The organism is Pseudomonas fluorescens (assembly GCF_900215245.1).
Lineage (GTDB): Bacteria > Pseudomonadota > Gammaproteobacteria > Pseudomonadales > Pseudomonadaceae > Aquipseudomonas > Aquipseudomonas fluorescens.
In genome coordinates this window covers 5417451-5432886 of sequence record NZ_LT907842.1, presented here as the reverse complement: position 1 = coordinate 5432886, position 15436 = coordinate 5417451, and the positions used below count along the sequence as shown (strand labels likewise).

Below are 15436 nucleotides of genomic sequence, written 5' to 3'. Positions count from 1 at the left end.
TGCCCCGGAGCCACGCCATGCTGGTTGTCACGCTGATCAACACGCTGGTGGTCATCATGGCGGTGGTCATCCATTACGAATGCCTGTTGCGATTGAATGACTGGCTGCCCAGGCTCAAAATTTCGAGCCGATTCAGGGTGGTGGCGGGTGTGCTGGGCGCCCTGCTGGCCCACGCGATCGAAGTGTGGTGCTTCGCGCTGGCTTATTACCTGATGACGCGCTCCGGCGCATGGGGGCACTTGAAGGGCAATTTTGATGGTTCCTTCATGGACTGCGTGTACTTTTCGTTCACGACCTACACCACCATCGGCTTTGGCGACATTACTCCCGAAGGCAACCTCAAGTACCTGACCGGTCTGCAAGCCCTCACCGGCCTGGTACTGATCACCTGGACGGCGTCGTTCCTGTTCCTTGAAATGCAGAAGTACTGGAAGCACAAGTAGCGCCTTCTTTCACTACGGCGCCGGCGTCCATTGCCACTTCAACACCTGCGGCATGTCTTCGCCGTGCTCGATCAAGTAGAGCTTGTGTTTCTCCATCATCGCCCAGTAGCGCGACTGCGCGAGGGGTCGCTGCGCCTGCAACCTGGGCACGCGTTCGACCACATCCAGTGCCAACTGGTAGCGGTCCAGATTGTTGATCACCACCATGTCGAACGGGGTGGTGGTAGCCCCCTCCTCCTTAAAGCCGCGCACATGGAAATTGCCATGGTTGGTGCGTTTGTACAGCAGTCGATGGATCAACGCCGGATACCCGTGAAAGGCAAATATCACCGGTTTATCGACGGTGAACAGTGCATCGAACGCGCTATCCGACAGGCCATGGGGATGTTGCGAGGCGGGTTGCAGCACCATCAGGTCCACGACATTCACCACCCTCACCCGCAGGTCCGGTACGGACTCGCGCAACAAGGTCACGGCCGCCAGGGTTTCCAGGGTCGGCACGTCGCCGGCACAGGCCATGACCACGTCCGGCTCCTCATCATCCCGACACGCCCAGGCCCAGCGGCCGATGCCCTCCTGGCAATGGCGCCGGGCGGCATCGATATCCAGCCACTGCCACTCCGGTTGCTTGCCGGCAACGATCACATTGATGTAATTGCGGCTGCGCAGGCAGTGGTCAGCCACCGACAGCAGGCAGTTGGCATCGGGGGGCAGGTAGATACGCGCCACGTCGGATTTCTTGTTCGCCACCAGGTCGATAAAGCCCGGGTCCTGATGGGAGAAGCCATTATGATCCTGGCGCCACACATGGGACGTCAGCAGCAGGTTGAGCGAGGCCACAGGTTTGCGCCACGGCACGTCAGCAGCGGTTTTCAGCCACTTGGCGTGCTGGTTGATCATCGAATCGACGATGTGGATGAAGGCCTCGTAACAGGACAGCAGGCCGTGGCGCCCCGTCAGCACATACCCTTCAAGCCATCCCTCGCAAAGGTGCTCACTGAGGATCTCCATGACCCGGCCATCGGCCGCCAGGTTCAGGTCATCGGCCTCCAGCGGGTCCATCCACATCTTGGCGCTGACGTCGTAGACCGCCTCCAGTCGATTGGAGGCGGTTTCATCCGGGCCGAACAGGCGGAAGTTGCCAGTGCTGCGATTGTTTTTCATCACATCGCGCAAAAAATGCCCCAGCACCCGAGTCGCTTCGGCACGCAGGCTGCCAGGAACCTCCACTTTTACGGCGTAATCGGCAAACTGTGGCAAGTCGAGCGCCTGCAATAACTGCCCACCATTGGCATGGGGGTTGGCACTCATGCGCCGGTTGCCGGTGGGGGCCAGTGCAGCAATCTCGGGCAGCACGGCGCCGTTGGCATCGAACAGCTCGGCGGGTCGGTAGCTGTTCAGCCAATCCTCAAGTTGCTGCAGGTGAGCCGGCTGTTCAAAGCTGGCCAGTGGCACTTGATGGGCGCGCCACGTGCCCTCGACCCGATGGCCATCGACAAACGTCGGGCCGGTCCAGCCTTTGGGGGTGCGCAACACCAGCATCGGCCACAGCGGCCGTTCTGGCGCTTCGGCGCGCCACGGCTGACGCGCCGTGTGCTGAACCTCACGAATCTTCAGCACCATCGTGTGCAGCGTGCGCGCCAAGGCTTGATGCACCTGTGCCGGGTCATCACCTTCAACGAAATACACATCGTAGCCATAGCCATACATCAGGGCTGACAGCTCGTCTTCGCTGATTCTGGACAGCACCGTAGGATTGGCGATTTTATAGCCGTTGAGGTGCAGGATCGGCAGGACCGCCCCGTCACGCACCGGGTTGATGAATTTGTTGGCGTGCCAACTGGCGGCCAGTGGACCGGTTTCCGCCTCGCCGTCGCCGATCACGCAGGCGACGATCAGGTCCGGGTTATCAAACGCGGCGCCATAGGCATGGGCCAGGCAGTAGCCCAGTTCGCCCCCCTCGTGGATCGAACCTGGGACCAGCGCCGAAACATGGCTGGAAATTCCATAGGGCCATGAAAATTGCCGAAACAGCCGCAGCAGCCCGTTGGTGTTTTGCTCCACCGCCGGCCAGCACTCGGTAAAGGTGCCTTCCAGGTAAGTCTGTGCGACCACCGCCGGCCCGCCATGGCCTGGGCCGGCCACAAACAGCATGTTCAGGTCGTACTGGTTGATCAACCGGTTCAGGTGCGTGTAGATCAGGTTGAGCCCCGGCGTGGTGCCCCAGTGCCCCAGCAACCGCGGTTTGATGTGCGCCAGGCTCAGCGGCACCTTCAGCAAAGGGTTGTCTTTCAGGTAAATCTGTCCGACTGCCAGATAATTGGAGGCCCGCCAATAGGCATCCAGCCCGCTCAGTTCTTCTTGACTCAGAAAGTCGCCCATGAAGGTCTCCACCCAATGCACAAAGCAAATTTGCCTCGAACGATTGTGGGAGCCTGAAACGTTCAGCTGTTGATTTACATCAACTAGCCAAGACGCCGCTGTATCCAAATGAATGAGTGTTGGACAGGGCCACTATCCAAATGCACGCAAGACCTATGCAACGACAATCCATTCGTACAGCTTTTTCCTCCACTGGTCGTTTTGCCGCTGATAAGACGTAAATTGAGTGCCCGGTTATGCGCCCTGCTCCTAAGCTCAGGGGATACCCAAGTGGAGCAACACCCATGCCCGAAACCCGTGCACTCCAGGTCCAGAGCCTCAAGTCAGCCTGCTCACAATGCAGTGTGCTTGAGCTTTGCCTGCCAATCGGCCTTTCCGGTGATGAAGTTGAACGCCTGGATAAGCTGATCGTGCAGCGTTTCAAGGTCAAAAAAGGCGCAGCGCTGTACCGCGCCGGCGACCCTTTGCGCTCGCTTTACGCCGTGCGAATTGGTTCATTCAAGACCTGCTTGGTGTCAGTCGATGGGCGCGAGCAGGTCACCGGTTTTCAAATCCCCGGCGAGATGCTCGGCCTGGACGCGATCAGTGCCGACGAACATGCCTGCAGCGCGTTTGCCTTGGAAGACAGCGAAGTCTGCCCCATTCACTTTGCACAACTGGAGAAACTTGCGCAGAGCCTGCCGTCGCTGCAACACAATCTCAATCGCTTATTGAGCCGGGAAATTGTCCGGGATCACACCATGCTCATGCTGATGGGCAATATGAACTCGGATGAGCGCCTTGCCGCCTTCCTGCTTAACCTGTCGCAACGTTTGAACGCGCGTGGTTATTCCTCCAGGGACTTCGTCCTGAAAATGCGCCGCGAAGAAATGGGCTCCTACCTCGGGCTCCGCCTGGAGACCATCTGCCGGGGCATCGCGCACCTGCGCGACCAGGGCCTGGTGGATATCGCCGCCCGGAACGTCAAGATCAAGGACATGGAAGGCCTCAAGCAACTCGTCGCAGGCTGCCATCGCCCTGTCACGCTCTGACGCTCCTTACCGGCGGCTGTGGGCGAGCGCAGCATTCGTTCGGTGGCCAACCTCACTCGAGGCGACGGTACCGCGTTCTTCACAGAGCAACAGCACACCCTCTTGCACTGCGATGTCACCTGATTTGCGCTCGACGATGCCCATCAGGCCCTGGCGCAGCTGCGCGCCGGTGGATTCAACGGCGCAATCGTCCTGGTGCGTTGACGCGCCTACTACGACTTTACGCGCCCGCCTCACGGGTTGCTGATCCAGATCAGCATCACGCCGCGCCATCGACGTAAAAGGAATGGCCCGCGCGGTTAATTCACGGCGCGCCGATCGGAACCGGATGGAGGATCACCCCATGCAAACTGTCAAAGCACACAACGACCGCGCCGTCGATATCTACGCCAAAGTGGCCGGCCAGTATTGGATCGAATCGCTCAAAGACGGTCGCCACGTACTGATCCGCCCGCTGACGGAAAAAGATCGTGATCGCGAGTACGCGTTTATCCAGCGCCTGTCTCCCGAGTCGCGACATATGCGCTTTCTCGCGCAGATCAATGAACCGAGTACAGCAATGCTCGATCAGTTGATGGACACCGATAACGCACAACGCATGGCCTATGTCGCGCTCACCCATGAAAACGGCGAGTTGATCGAGATCGGCGTCAGCCGTTATGCGGCCACCGGCAAACAGACGTGTGAGTGCGCGATCACCGTCGCCGATGAATGGACGCACCTGGGGTTAGGCACACACCTCATGAAGCATTTGATCCAGGCGGCACGCAGGAATGGCTTTACCCAGATGTACTCGGTCGATTCCGCCGAAAACACCGCAATGCGCGATCTGGCCAGTGCCTTGGGGTTCGAGACACACCATGATCCGGAAGATTCCCGCCAGGTCATTCATCGCCTGCACTTGTGATCGCCCGCCCCGCGATGTTCAGGCCAACGGCTCATCGCGGGGCGCGCCGGGAAATAGTCGGGTGATCGGTGGCAGGCATGGAATCAGTGCCCATGAATACGCCTGCCCTGTTTCAGTCGGTCCCGGTTCAAACCAGGCAGAGATGCTTATTTGCGGGTCGCTTTCTCAAGCATCCGAATAGCCCGCGCATTGGCCTCATCGGCAGTCCGTTGTGCCTGGTCAGCTGCCGCCGCGGCTTTTTCAGCCTTGATGTAGGCTTCATCCGCCCGCAGTCGCGCGCTGGCAGCATTGTTTTCCGCGCCATCCAGGCGAGCCTCCAGCTCTTTGGCATGTTGATGACTGCAACCGGCAGACATTGCCAACGACAGTGCCAGCAATGAAGTGCAAAGGTATTTGTTCATGGTTGTCCCGTGGTTCAAATGAGTTGAGTACCGGCCCAGTATCTGGCGTTGGTCGGCACGGCCTCTGATCTTTATCAACAAACCCACTGCCGTCCAAGGCGTTAGGCTGATCGCCAGAATGCTGCCCGGCACCGAATACAACGCGCGCGCTGTGTGACTGCCGATCAGGCGGTCGAGATCGAACCGGTGAACGGTTCCCATGACCACCACATCGGCCTGGAACTGTTCGACGAACTCATCAATCATCGGGACCGCCTGGCCCATCACAACGTCGCGGCGCTGCGGCGGTACTCCGTAACGGTCAGCCAGGGCAGTGAACGCCTGATGCAGGGATTGGCTCATTTCACACGACGTGTTTCAGTCCCGCGGCGGTTTGATTGCCCAGACACTGCAGGGCGCCTGATGCAGCAGACTTTCGGCGGTAGTGCCCAAGAGTTTGTCCAGCCCCCAATGCTGTACCGTGCCCATGAAGATCACGTCACTCTGGTGCGTACGCGCAAAGTCGCAGATACTCAGCAGCGGTGAACCTTCGATGAAGTGACACCGGTCAGGTGGCACGCCCTGACGCTCGGCCAGGGACGCAAACGCTTCGTGCTGCGCTTCGTTCAGCGCTTCATACAGCCCCTCGGCCAGGGGGACTGCGCCGTACCCCATGTCGGTGGCGTATACCGCGGCCCAGTCATAAACGTGCAGCAGGTCAAGTTGCGCCTGGCACTGGTCGGCCAACTGGCTGGCAGCCGCCACAATCTGGTCGTTAAACACCGCATCCTGGTCTTCACTGCGCAGCACATCGACGATGACCAGCACCTTGCGCGGTAATGGTGGGTACGCATCAGTGACCAGGTGTACCGGTACCGGGCAATCGCGCAGCAATTGCCAGTCCAGCGGTGTGAAAAACACGCGTTTGAGCGTTGGTACGTGCTCGGCATCCTTGACGATCAGGGCCAGCGGCATCTCGTTGACGAAATGCAAAATCTCCTCATAAGGATGATGAACCCACACCACCTCGCTGGTGACCTTCAGCCCGTGCTTGCTGATCAATTCAGCTTGTTCGGCGAGCCATTTGCGGTGGTTTTCCAGGAACCCTTCGCGCGCCCGGCTGATCTGCTCGGGCGCAAACAGGCCGGCCACCGCCAGTGCCTGCAAATAATCGAACGCCACGATATGCAATGGCATTTGCATTGCATGTGCCAGGGCAGCGGCACGCTCAAACGCCGCTGTGCGCGTCATGGAGGAAGGGGCAATCAACAACAAACGCTGAGTCTGCAACATGGGGCACCTCGGCACGCGGCCATCTCACGACGTGAATGAGCCTTCAGGTTGAGCGTTCCGGTTCGGTACCCAGTTGATCTTTATCAGCTTGCGCCAGCAAAAGTTGATTTTGGTCAATCGCCGCCCTGCCCGTTGCCCTAGCCTGAACCAGCGCTTGCCGCGTGACGGGCTCCGTCGGAGGGCACCATGATCGAAAATGACCAACAATTATTGGTGAGGGCATTGGACGCTTCGACCAACCCGGTATTGATCACCGAGAGGACGGGGTGCATCGTCTGGACCAACAGAGCGTTCTGCCTCATGAGTGGCTATTCCAAGGCGGAATTGATCGGTCAAACACCGCATCTGTTGTCTTCGGGCAGACAAACCACAACGTTTTATCGCGAGCTTTGGATGACCATCATTCCGGGCCTGACGTGGCAGGGCGAACTGATCGAGCGCCGCAAGGACGGTTCCAATTGCCAGGTCAATCAGGTCATTACCCCGGTATTCGATGTTCAGGGAGTGGTGACGCATTTTATCGCTGTCCTGCACAACTTCCGGGTCGCGGATGAGGACCGCATCCGCATGCAACAACTGGCCTTCCACGATGCGCTGACGGGGTTGCCCAATCGCAGCCTGTTCCTCAGTCTGCTCACTCAAGCAGTCAATCAAGCCACTCGGCAACAACAGCCCCTGGCGTTGATGTTCATCGACCTGGATCGCTTCAAGTCCATTAACGACACCCTGGGCCATGCGTGTGGCGATAAGTTACTGGTGGCGGTCGCGGAACGTCTTAGCCAGTCAGTGCGCAGGTCCGACGTGGTGTGTCGCTTGAGCGGCGACGAATTCGCGATTCTCGTGAGCGGCATGGACCAAGCCGCTCAGGTCGAAGCCCTGGCTGAAAAGCTGGTCGCCGCGATCAACCAGCCTTTCGTGATCGAGGGTCACTGCATCAATACGTACATCAGCGTCGGCATCAGCCTGTTTTCTGCGGGTGGCGCCAGGATTGAACAGTTCCTCGCACAGGCAGACAGCGCGATGTACCAGGCCAAAAAAAGCGGCGGAAATACCTGCCACTTCAGCCTGCTGCACGCGTCGGCAGGTTAACGCCTGAAGAACACTGCAGCGCGTGATCATCAACGGGAGTGCTGTCATGTCTGAGCAACTGCGTTTCATGCTGATCGTTTCGCCCCTGCTGCAAACCAGCCCGGCATTCGCTCGCGCCGCCGCGCTGGCCAAGGCCGCGGGCGCGGCGCTGCACATTGTGGCGTTTGATTACCTGGAAGGGCTGGCGGCGGTCAGCATGCTCGAGGAGCCGGTGCTGAAGCAGCTGCGCCAACGCTATCTTGAGCAGCATCGTCTATGGCTTGAAGCCCAAGCCTGCAGCCTGCGCGAGACCGGCGTAGCGATCACCACCGAGGTGCTGTGGGTGGAACGGCCGTTACAGCAAATCATCATTCACCTGAAGCTGCAGCGCATAACGGCGCTCATTAAGGCGGTCGAGCATGACTCGCTGATCTCACGCCTGATGTTTACGCCACTGGATATCCATCTGCTGCGCGAATGCCCGGTGCCCCTGCACTTTGTCAGCCATATGACCAATGCCTTGCCACGCAAAATCGTCGCGGCGGTCAACCCGTTCCACCAAGATGATCGATACAAAGCTTTTAACGATCGGCTCGTCCAGGAAGCCGGCAGGCTCGCGAGTGCCTGCAACGCCGAACTGGATGTGATCTATGCGCACGAGTTTTCATCCAGCAGTGCTGAACAGTACGGCTGCGATTATGCGTCGATGCTGCTCTCACCCGGCAAGATCAAGCACCTCTTCGACGCACAGGCCGAGGCCTTTCAAGCGCTCGCCGACCGCAACGGTATTGCGCCGGAACACCAACGCATGATCATGGGCAGCCCGGCCAAAGTGCTTTCCAGTTATGCCTATGCCTATGACATTGACGTCATTGTGATGGGCCGTCTCAACCACGGCGGCATGAAACGATTGGAAAGCAATACCGTGGAGGATTTGCTCTACAAAATGCCCTGCAGTGTGTGGGTGGTTTCACCCGAAGCGATGATCGGCAAGACGAAGCCAGCGTGAGGCGCCGTGTCGGACCAAAATCAGCGCACTATTGGCCTGCGCTTTCAGGTGTTGACCTGATGGGATGATTCGCCCCCATCCCCTACGGTACTGCTTAGTCGTCAAGCCCCAGGCCCTTCGCGTATTGCCTCGGGCCTGCGCACGACTCCTTTAAGCAGGCAGTAGAAGGCAAACGAACTATGCACGGTGACCAGGATCAGTTGGGGGCTTGTCCCATCAATGAGCAGTACCCGGCGGGTCACAACCCTCGCGACGGGGATGCGTTTGCTGCGGCTCAGGCAGAGATCGACAAGCTCAATAATATCCATGTGCTTGAAGCGGTGGATTGGCAGCGGTTGTCGACACTCTGCGAGGGCATTCTCAAGTCTGAAGGTAAAGACCTCAGTGTCGCCATATGGCTGCTGTGTGCCTGGACGCGGTTGCGCGCAATGGCCGGGCTAAGCGCTGGGGTCCACCTGCTCAGAGAAATGCTCGACCTCTATTGGCACACCCTGACGCCACCCGCTTCGCGCTTGCGCGCACGGCGCAATCAGGCGCAATGGCTGATCGAGTGGCTGGACAAGACGCTGACAGAGCCTTTCGAATCGTTGGACGCACCGGCGGCTGAGCGCTTGATCAGCGACTGGGATGCCATCGAGGCATTCTGGCGCACGCAGGACGACCAGGCCCCGAGATTTGCCAGAGTCCGTCGGCGCCTGGAGCAATTAACCCGTAGCCAAACCCAACAACCCGCCCCGGACACGGCGTCGCCCGCCCCGCAGCCCGCGCTCGCCGACCTCGCAATCGGCGCGCCGCCCAGTGTCATCAGCCCGAGGTTGACCGCATTGGACGATGATGAAGCCATCATCAGCAACGTAGAAACGGTGTTCGAGGCGCTGCGTCCGGTGCAGGCCTACTGTCTGCATCAGCGCCCGGCGCTGCCCTTGACCTATCGGCTGAATCGCCAGGCAATCTGGATCACCATCGAAGCGCTTCCTCCCAGCGAGGGTCGAAGCACTCGCCTGCCCTCTCCGCCCCTGACGCTGCGCGAGAGTGTCCTGGGTTTACAGCAGATCGCCGAGCCGCTGGATATCGCGCGCTTCTGTGAGGGGCGGCTGAGCAGCTACCCGTTTTGGCTCGACCTTAATCGCATCAGCCACACCGCCCTTTTACAGGCGGGTGCGTGCGCTGCTGCCCAGGCCGTAGCGCACGAGGTGCACGGGCTGGTCAGCCGCTTGCCCGGGGTTATTGAGCTGAACTTTGCCGACGGCATGCCCTTTGCCGATGGTGCCACCCGCGCGTGGCTGGAAAGCCTGGCACCGACGACGCCCGTGGCCCCTCCCAAGGATGCTATCGAGGCCTGTGTCGAAGACGCTCGGCGCATGGCCAATGACGGTCGACTGAATGAAGGGCTAGCCGAACTGCAGCGCTGCATCGCCCAAACCGCCAGCGCGCGCGATCGTTTCAGGCTGAGCGCCTCGCAGTGCGTGCTGGTTTATCGGTTCGACCCCCACCCCGATCTGCGTATCGCGCTCGAAGGCCTGCTGGCCCGCGCCGACGAGCTCAATCTGGAGCAATGGGAGCCTGAGTTGGTCAAGCCGCTGCTGGAAATGATGCTTGAGCACAGCAATTCGTCTGAATGGTCACGGCGCCTGTCACGCCTGGACCTCGAAGGTTTCTGGCGCAAGCGCAGCGCCTGCGCGCCAACCGACTGAACCCCTGACAAGACGCGACGGCCTCTGCGCGTCGCTCACTGAGGAGAAACACCATGGCAAGTGACGGTTCCGTCGCGCCGAAAGAGCGCGTCAATATTGTCTACAAACCTGCGACGGGCGATGCCCAGGAACAGGTCGAGCTGCCGCTCAAGCAACTGGTGATCGGGGACTTCACCCTGCGTGAAGACCCGACCCCTGTCGAAGAACTCAAACCGATTCGCGTCGACAAAGACAACTTCACCGACGTGCTCAAAGGCCAGAACCTGAGCCTGCAACTGTCCATCGCCAACCGCCTCTCGGACAACGCGACGCCAGACGAACGCCTGGCAGTGACGCTGAAGTTCGAATCGATTCGTGACTTTGAACCGGACGCCCTGGTTGAGCAGGTGCCGGAGCTCGGTCGGTTGATCGCCCTGCGCGATGCACTCAAGGCGTTGAAAGGCCCACTGGGCAACGTGCCCGACTTTCGCAAGGAATTACAGGCATTGATTGGCGACGACGGTTCGCGTGCCCGCTTGCTCGGTGAGCTGGGCGTTGAGGAAAAGGAGTAAAGCCATGAGCCAAGAAGCAACGCAAAACCCGGCCACGCAAGTATCTACCACGCACCAGGAGGGTTCGCTACTCGATCAATTGATCCATACCGCGCGAATAAAACCTGGCGACGAGGCCTACGCGGTGACGCGTCAAGGCCTTGAGGCGTTTGTCGCCCAGTTGCTGGAACCCAGCCGCGCGGTAGAAAAAGTCAGCGCCAACCTGATCGACGACATGATTGCAGCGTTGGACGCCAAGCTGTGCCGTCAAGTCGACGCTATTTTGCACGATGAGCGTTTCCAGGCACTCGAAGCGTCATGGCGTTCGTTGAAATTTTTGGTCGACCGTACCGATTTTCGTGAAAACAACCGCCTGGAAATGCTCAGTGTGTCCAAGCAAAAGTTGCTGGACGACTTTGAAGACGCCCCGGAGATCACGCGCTCGGGTCTCTACAAGGCGGTTTACAGCGCAGAGTTCGGACAGTTCGGCGGCCAGCCATTCGGCGCCATCATCGGCAATTACGAGTTCAACCCTGGTTCGCAGGACATCAAGCTGCTGCAGTCCATCGCTGCCGTATCGACGATGTCGCACACGCCCTTCATCGCAGCGGCGGGCCCGCAGTTCTTTGGCGTCGAGAGTTTTTCCCAGCTGCCCAACCTGAAAGACCTGCAAGCCGTGTTCGAAGGTCCACAGTTCATCAAGTGGAATGCGTTTCGCGAGAGTGAAGACTCGCGGTTTGTGGGGCTGACGTTGCCGCACTTCCTGCTGCGCACACCTTACGGGGAAGAGACGGTGCCCGTCAGAAAGTTCCGCTACAACGAAAGCGTGAACACCAGCAACCACGACTTCCTGTGGGGCAATGCCGCCTTCGCGTTTGCCAGCCGGTTGTCCGACAGCTTCGCCCAGTATCGCTGGTGTGCCAACGTCATCGGCCCGCAAGGCGGCGGTACGGTCAGCGACTTGCCGATTTACAACTACGAAGCCATGGGTGAGGTGCAGACCAAAATCCCCACCGATGTGCTGATCTCCGAGCGACGGGAATTCGAGCTGGCCGAGCAAGGTTTTATTGCCCTGACCATGCGCAAGAACACCGACAATGCTGCGTTCTTCTCCGCCAACTCTTGTCAGAAACCCAAGTATTTTGGCAATGACAAAGAAGGCAAGGAAGCGGAGTTGAACTACAAACTCGGCACTCAGTTGCCCTACATCTTCGTGGTCAGTCGCCTGGCTCACTACATCAAGGTCATCCAGCGCGAAAACATTGGCACCTGGAAAGAGCGCGGCGACCTGGAGTCGGAGCTCAATGGCTGGATCCGTCAATACGTCGCCGACATGGACAACCCCGCCGTGGGCGTGCGCAGCCGTCGGCCATTGCGCCAGGCGGATATTGCGGTGCACGACGTCGAAGGCGATCCAGGCTGGTACCGCGTGAGCCTCAAGGTGCGGCCGCATTTCAAATACATGGGCGCTTCGTTCACCTTGTCGCTGGTCGGCAAGCTGGACAAGAGCTGAACCCTGCGGCCATCGCCGTGGCGATGGCCGCACCCGTGGCATCCTGAGTACTTGAGGGACCGGTGATGAAAGAAAAACGCCTGCTGGAACGCATTGGTGCCCTGCAAGTGGGCAGCGAACGCTCGCACCTGACCCAGGCTGAAGTGTTGCTGGACTCACTGATGGCGCACCTGAGCCGAATTCTCAACACTCGCCAAGGCAGCGTGCCAATCGACCCGGATTTCGGGGTGCCCGACTTCACCAACCTGGCCGGCAGTTTCGCCACCGGGGAAACGGCGCAAATCATCGAGCACATGACACGCATGGTTGCGCGTTACGAACCGCGCCTTAAATCCCCCTGCATCACCTTGGCCGAACATGGCCGCGAGGTGTTGTCGTTGCGCTTCATGCTCGACGGATTGGTCGCGATCAATGACCGCGACATCCCCATCCACTTATCGACCCTCGTCTCCTGCGACGGGCGTGTCTCGCTGTCAATGCGCTAGGTGGACTTGTGCAGAACCTCTACTACCAAAGTGAACTGAATAACCTGCGGCATCTGGCCGATGAGTTTGCCCAGCGCAACCCGGCCCTGGCGCCATTGCTGGGCAGTGGCTCGGCCAGCGATCCGGATGTGGAGCGCCTGCTTGAAGGCGTGGCGTTCCTGACAGGCATGGTGCGCCAGCGGTTGGATGACGAGTTTCCCGAATTTGTCCAAGAGCTGGCGCAGTTGCTGTATCCGCAATATTTGCAGCCGCTGCCGTGCATGACGCTGCTGCAGTTCGCGCCGCGAACAGCGCTTTCGCAGACACAACCTATCGCGACCGGCTGCGAAGTGGCTTCGGTGCCCATTGACGGCCATCGCGCGAGCTTTCGCAGCACGATGCCGGTCGACCTTGAACCGGTCACGCTGATCGGTGCGCGCTGGGACGGTGGAACCGCAGAGCGCCGCAGCCTGGTGCTGGACCTTGCGCTGACCGTCGCGCCCGATGACTTCAAGGCCGACAGCCTGACCTTTTACTTGGGGGATACCTTCAGCGAAGCCTGTGCCCTGCTCCGCCTGCTGGACCAGCATGTGCGCGAAATACGCATCCAGGGTGAAGGCCAGCCGATAACGCTGCTGTCGGCCAACCACATCCAGTCGTGCGGATTTGATCGGGCGCACGCGTTGTTGCCCTACCCGGATGCAGCACACCCGGCCTACCGGGGTTTGCAGGAGTATTTCGCGTTACCGGAAAAATTCCTGTTCGTGCGCTTGAGCGGTTTGCAGCGCTGGCGCCATCGCGGCGAACACACCCGCATGAGCGTAAAGCTGGTGTTCGACAACGTGCCGTCGTGGGCCCCTGCCCTGACCGAAAACAGCTTCATGCTCGGGGTGACGCCCGCGGTCAACCTGTTCACCCAGGACGCTCACCCACTCAGGGTCGATCACCGCCAGGCCGAATATCGCATCCAGCCTGCGAACCAGTCCCAACGCCAACGTCTGCGTATTCATTCGGTGCTGAGTGTCAGCGCCTATTCGGGCACCGGCAACGAAAAAACCTTAAAACCCTTCCACACCATTTACCAGCGCGATGCGTTCAACTTGCGCATTCGCCAGGGCAGCAATGACCCGCGTGATTACGAGCACTTCATCAGCCTGCCGTATGTCGACCGCCAATCGCCGCAAGACGTCACCCTGTCGATCTCGTTGCTGTGCACTGACGGCCCACTGCCTGAAAGCTTGCACCCCGGGGACCTCAACCAGCCGATGGACAACACCCCGGCGCGCGTCACGCTGCGCAACATTCGTGGGATCACCCCCTGCCATCCGCCCAAATACCAGGACCGGTTGCTGTGGCGCATGCTTTCCCAACTGAATGCCAACCACTTCAAACTGCTCGACGCCGATTACCTCAAGAGCCTGCTCAAACTCTACTTGCCGAGCGCCGATGAAGGTGGGCAGGACGCCAATAATCGGCGTATCAACGGCATTGAGAAGGTCGTTGCCACGCACGAGCGGCGCTTCATCAACGGGCTGCCCATCGAAGGTACGGTGGTCCACCTGGAGTGCCGTGGCGATCATTTTCTGGGGGCCGGAGGGCTTTACCTGTTTGGCGTGGTGCTCGATGAGTTCTTTGCCGGCAGTGTCGCGGTCAACAGCTTCGTAGCCCTCAACCTGTACGACAGCGTTAATCAGGAAACACTGGCGTGGCCGGCGAAAATCGGTCGGCAACGCCTGCTATGACCCAGGACACCTTGCTGGCCAACGGGCGCGACTATGCTTTTTTCCAGGCGTTGCGCTTGCTGCGGCTGCGCTTTGCAGACGATCACGCGTTCAGCGATGGTGTGCGCGTGCGCCCTGGCCTGGGATTGGGGTTCCCCGAGAGCGATATTTTAGCCATCGACCAGGACACCAGCGGGCGCTACCACCTGCAAGCCAGCTTCTTTGGCTTGTACGGCGTGACGTCACCACTGCCAACCTTCTACACCGAAGACCTGATCGATGAGCAACTGCAAGGCCGCAGCGCCGGCCGTGATTTTCTCGACGTTTTGCATGCCGCGCTGTACCCACTGCTGTTTCGTGCCTGGGAAAAACACCGGCTGTGGATGGCGATCGGCGAGCGTCGTGACCTGGGTCGTCTCAACCTGGTGCGCTCGCTGGTGGGCCTGGCGGATGCCGACCCGCAGTGGCGCCAGCTTGCCCCGCAATTAGTGCGCTACGCCGGCCTCTTCAACCAGTTCCCGCGCTCGGCCCTCGGCCTGGAGCAACTGCTCAGCAGCACACTCGACGGCGACCCCGTCGAGGTCGTGCCCTGTGTGCTGACCCAAGTGCCGATTGATGACCAGTCCCGCTGCCGGTTGGGCCTGCAGGGCAATGTGCTGGGGCAGGACAGCCTCCTCGGTCAACACGTCAGCGACCGCAGCAGCACCCTGGACATCCGGGTCGGCCCGTTGGACGCCCTGCGTTTTCACCTGCTGATGCCAGGCACCGCGCTCTACAAACGTATCGAACGCTTAACCGCGTTGTACCTGCACACCCCGGTCAAATGCCGGCTGGTGCTGAGCCTAAAACCAGACCAACAACGTGGCACGCGTTTGGGTGACGGTTGGCAGCGCCTCGGCACCAACACCTGGCTGGGCCGTACGCTGGAACAGGGTGAGGCGGTATTCACCCTGGTCGGGGCGCAAGGTCCCGGTACTCAATCGCAGACCGGAGAATGATTC

14 protein-coding genes and 2 pseudogenes are annotated in these 15436 nt (G+C 59.9%); 12 read left to right on the top strand and 4 right to left on the bottom strand.

Annotation, left to right across the window (positions count from 1 at the left end):
- The first annotated feature begins 17 nt into the window (after window positions 1-17).
- Entirely contained in the window at window positions 18-443 is a 426-nt protein-coding gene (locus CPH89_RS25090) for a potassium channel family protein (RefSeq protein ID WP_053256083.1), read from the top strand.
- Between the two features lie 12 nt (window positions 444-455).
- On the opposite strand, the gene CPH89_RS25085 is transcribed toward CPH89_RS25090, so the two are convergent.
- The gene (locus CPH89_RS25085; protein WP_053256084.1) at window positions 456-2825 is read right to left on the bottom strand and encodes a phosphoketolase family protein; all 2370 of its coding nucleotides are present in this window, start codon (window positions 2823-2825) and stop codon (window positions 456-458) included.
- Between the two features lie 284 nt (window positions 2826-3109).
- On the opposite strand from CPH89_RS25085, the gene fnr reads away from it, so the two are divergent.
- From fnr to CPH89_RS25070, 3 genes and pseudogenes are all read left to right on the top strand, one after another.
- Window positions 3110-3856, top strand: coding sequence for a fumarate/nitrate reduction transcriptional regulator Fnr (gene fnr, locus CPH89_RS25080; protein ID WP_053256085.1), 747 nt, complete (start codon window positions 3110-3112; stop codon window positions 3854-3856).
- A gap of 4 nt (window positions 3857-3860) precedes the next feature.
- Window positions 3861-4060 (top strand): annotated as a pseudogene (locus tag CPH89_RS30780) (alcohol dehydrogenase); the annotation flags it as partial.
- A 139-nt stretch (window positions 4061-4199) separates the two neighbouring features.
- The gene (locus CPH89_RS25070; protein ID WP_053256087.1) at window positions 4200-4763 is read left to right on the top strand and encodes a GNAT family N-acetyltransferase; all 564 of its coding nucleotides are present in this window, start codon (window positions 4200-4202) and stop codon (window positions 4761-4763) included.
- Window positions 4764-4909: 146 nt separating this feature from the next.
- On the opposite strand, the gene CPH89_RS25065 is transcribed toward CPH89_RS25070, so the two are convergent.
- The 3 genes and pseudogenes from CPH89_RS25065 to CPH89_RS25055 all read right to left on the bottom strand — a co-directional run bounded on the left by CPH89_RS25065 (window position 4910) and on the right by CPH89_RS25055 (window position 6436).
- The gene (locus CPH89_RS25065) at window positions 4910-5164 is read right to left on the bottom strand and encodes an Lpp/OprI family alanine-zipper lipoprotein (protein ID WP_053256518.1); all 255 of its coding nucleotides are present in this window, start codon (window positions 5162-5164) and stop codon (window positions 4910-4912) included.
- A 108-nt stretch (window positions 5165-5272) separates the two neighbouring features.
- A pseudogene (locus CPH89_RS25060) lies at window positions 5273-5509 on the bottom strand (universal stress protein); the annotation flags it as partial.
- 12 nt (window positions 5510-5521) lie between these two features.
- The gene (locus CPH89_RS25055) at window positions 5522-6436 is read right to left on the bottom strand and encodes a universal stress protein (protein ID WP_053256088.1); all 915 of its coding nucleotides are present in this window, start codon (window positions 6434-6436) and stop codon (window positions 5522-5524) included.
- Window positions 6437-6622: 186 nt separating this feature from the next.
- Here CPH89_RS25055 and CPH89_RS30745 point away from each other — a divergent pair, with 186 nt between their 5' ends.
- The 8 genes from CPH89_RS30745 to tssG all read left to right on the top strand — a co-directional run bounded on the left by CPH89_RS30745 (window position 6623) and on the right by tssG (window position 15433).
- The gene (locus tag CPH89_RS30745; protein WP_053256089.1) at window positions 6623-7525 is read left to right on the top strand and encodes a diguanylate cyclase domain-containing protein; all 903 of its coding nucleotides are present in this window, start codon (window positions 6623-6625) and stop codon (window positions 7523-7525) included.
- A 46-nt stretch (window positions 7526-7571) separates the two neighbouring features.
- The gene (locus CPH89_RS25045) at window positions 7572-8513 is read left to right on the top strand and encodes a universal stress protein (RefSeq protein WP_053256090.1); all 942 of its coding nucleotides are present in this window, start codon (window positions 7572-7574) and stop codon (window positions 8511-8513) included.
- A gap of 179 nt (window positions 8514-8692) precedes the next feature.
- Window positions 8693-10207 (top strand): type VI secretion system protein TssA, encoded by a 1515-nt coding sequence (tssA, locus tag CPH89_RS25040; protein ID WP_053256091.1) that lies wholly within the window; start codon window positions 8693-8695, stop codon window positions 10205-10207.
- A gap of 53 nt (window positions 10208-10260) precedes the next feature.
- Window positions 10261-10758: a type VI secretion system contractile sheath small subunit gene (gene tssB, locus CPH89_RS25035; RefSeq protein ID WP_053256092.1), complete on the top strand. Its 498-nt coding sequence runs from the start codon at window positions 10261-10263 to the stop codon at window positions 10756-10758.
- Between the two features lie 4 nt (window positions 10759-10762).
- Window positions 10763-12250: a type VI secretion system contractile sheath large subunit gene (tssC, locus tag CPH89_RS25030; RefSeq protein WP_053256093.1), complete on the top strand. Its 1488-nt coding sequence runs from the start codon at window positions 10763-10765 to the stop codon at window positions 12248-12250.
- Window positions 12251-12315: 65 nt separating this feature from the next.
- Window positions 12316-12735, top strand: coding sequence for a type VI secretion system baseplate subunit TssE (gene tssE, locus CPH89_RS25025; protein ID WP_053256094.1), 420 nt, complete (start codon window positions 12316-12318; stop codon window positions 12733-12735).
- An 8-nt stretch (window positions 12736-12743) separates the two neighbouring features.
- Window positions 12744-14456, top strand: a complete 1713-nt coding sequence (gene tssF, locus CPH89_RS25020) for a type VI secretion system baseplate subunit TssF (protein WP_053256095.1) — start codon at window positions 12744-12746, stop codon at window positions 14454-14456.
- Window positions 14420-15433, top strand: a complete 1014-nt coding sequence (gene tssG, locus CPH89_RS25015) for a type VI secretion system baseplate subunit TssG (protein WP_053256096.1) — start codon at window positions 14420-14422, stop codon at window positions 15431-15433. Before tssF ends, tssG begins: the two co-directional genes overlap by 37 nt.
- The last annotated feature ends 3 nt before the right edge of the window (window positions 15434-15436 follow it).

What these genes read in the sequence shown, in the direction of transcription:
- tssC (WP_053256093.1), top strand. Translation starts at nt 10,763, where the DNA reads ATGAGCCAAGAAGCAACGCAAAACCCGGCCACGCAAGTATCTACCACG.
- tssA (WP_053256091.1), top strand. Translation starts at nt 8,693, where the DNA reads ATGCACGGTGACCAGGATCAGTTGGGGGCTTGTCCCATCAATGAGCAG.
- CPH89_RS25045 (WP_053256090.1), top strand. Translation starts at nt 7,572, where the DNA reads ATGTCTGAGCAACTGCGTTTCATGCTGATCGTTTCGCCCCTGCTGCAA.
- CPH89_RS25065 (WP_053256518.1), bottom strand. Translation starts at nt 5,164, where the DNA reads ATGAACAAATACCTTTGCACTTCATTGCTGGCACTGTCGTTGGCAATG.
- fnr (WP_053256085.1), top strand. Translation starts at nt 3,110, where the DNA reads ATGCCCGAAACCCGTGCACTCCAGGTCCAGAGCCTCAAGTCAGCCTGC.
- tssE (WP_053256094.1), top strand. Translation starts at nt 12,316, where the DNA reads ATGAAAGAAAAACGCCTGCTGGAACGCATTGGTGCCCTGCAAGTGGGC.
- CPH89_RS30745 (WP_053256089.1), top strand. Translation starts at nt 6,623, where the DNA reads ATGATCGAAAATGACCAACAATTATTGGTGAGGGCATTGGACGCTTCG.
- CPH89_RS25055 (WP_053256088.1), bottom strand. Translation starts at nt 6,436, where the DNA reads ATGTTGCAGACTCAGCGTTTGTTGTTGATTGCCCCTTCCTCCATGACG.
- CPH89_RS25070 (WP_053256087.1), top strand. Translation starts at nt 4,200, where the DNA reads ATGCAAACTGTCAAAGCACACAACGACCGCGCCGTCGATATCTACGCC.
- tssB (WP_053256092.1), top strand. Translation starts at nt 10,261, where the DNA reads ATGGCAAGTGACGGTTCCGTCGCGCCGAAAGAGCGCGTCAATATTGTC.
- CPH89_RS25085 (WP_053256084.1), bottom strand. Translation starts at nt 2,825, where the DNA reads ATGGGCGACTTTCTGAGTCAAGAAGAACTGAGCGGGCTGGATGCCTAT.
- CPH89_RS25090 (WP_053256083.1), top strand. Translation starts at nt 18, where the DNA reads ATGCTGGTTGTCACGCTGATCAACACGCTGGTGGTCATCATGGCGGTG.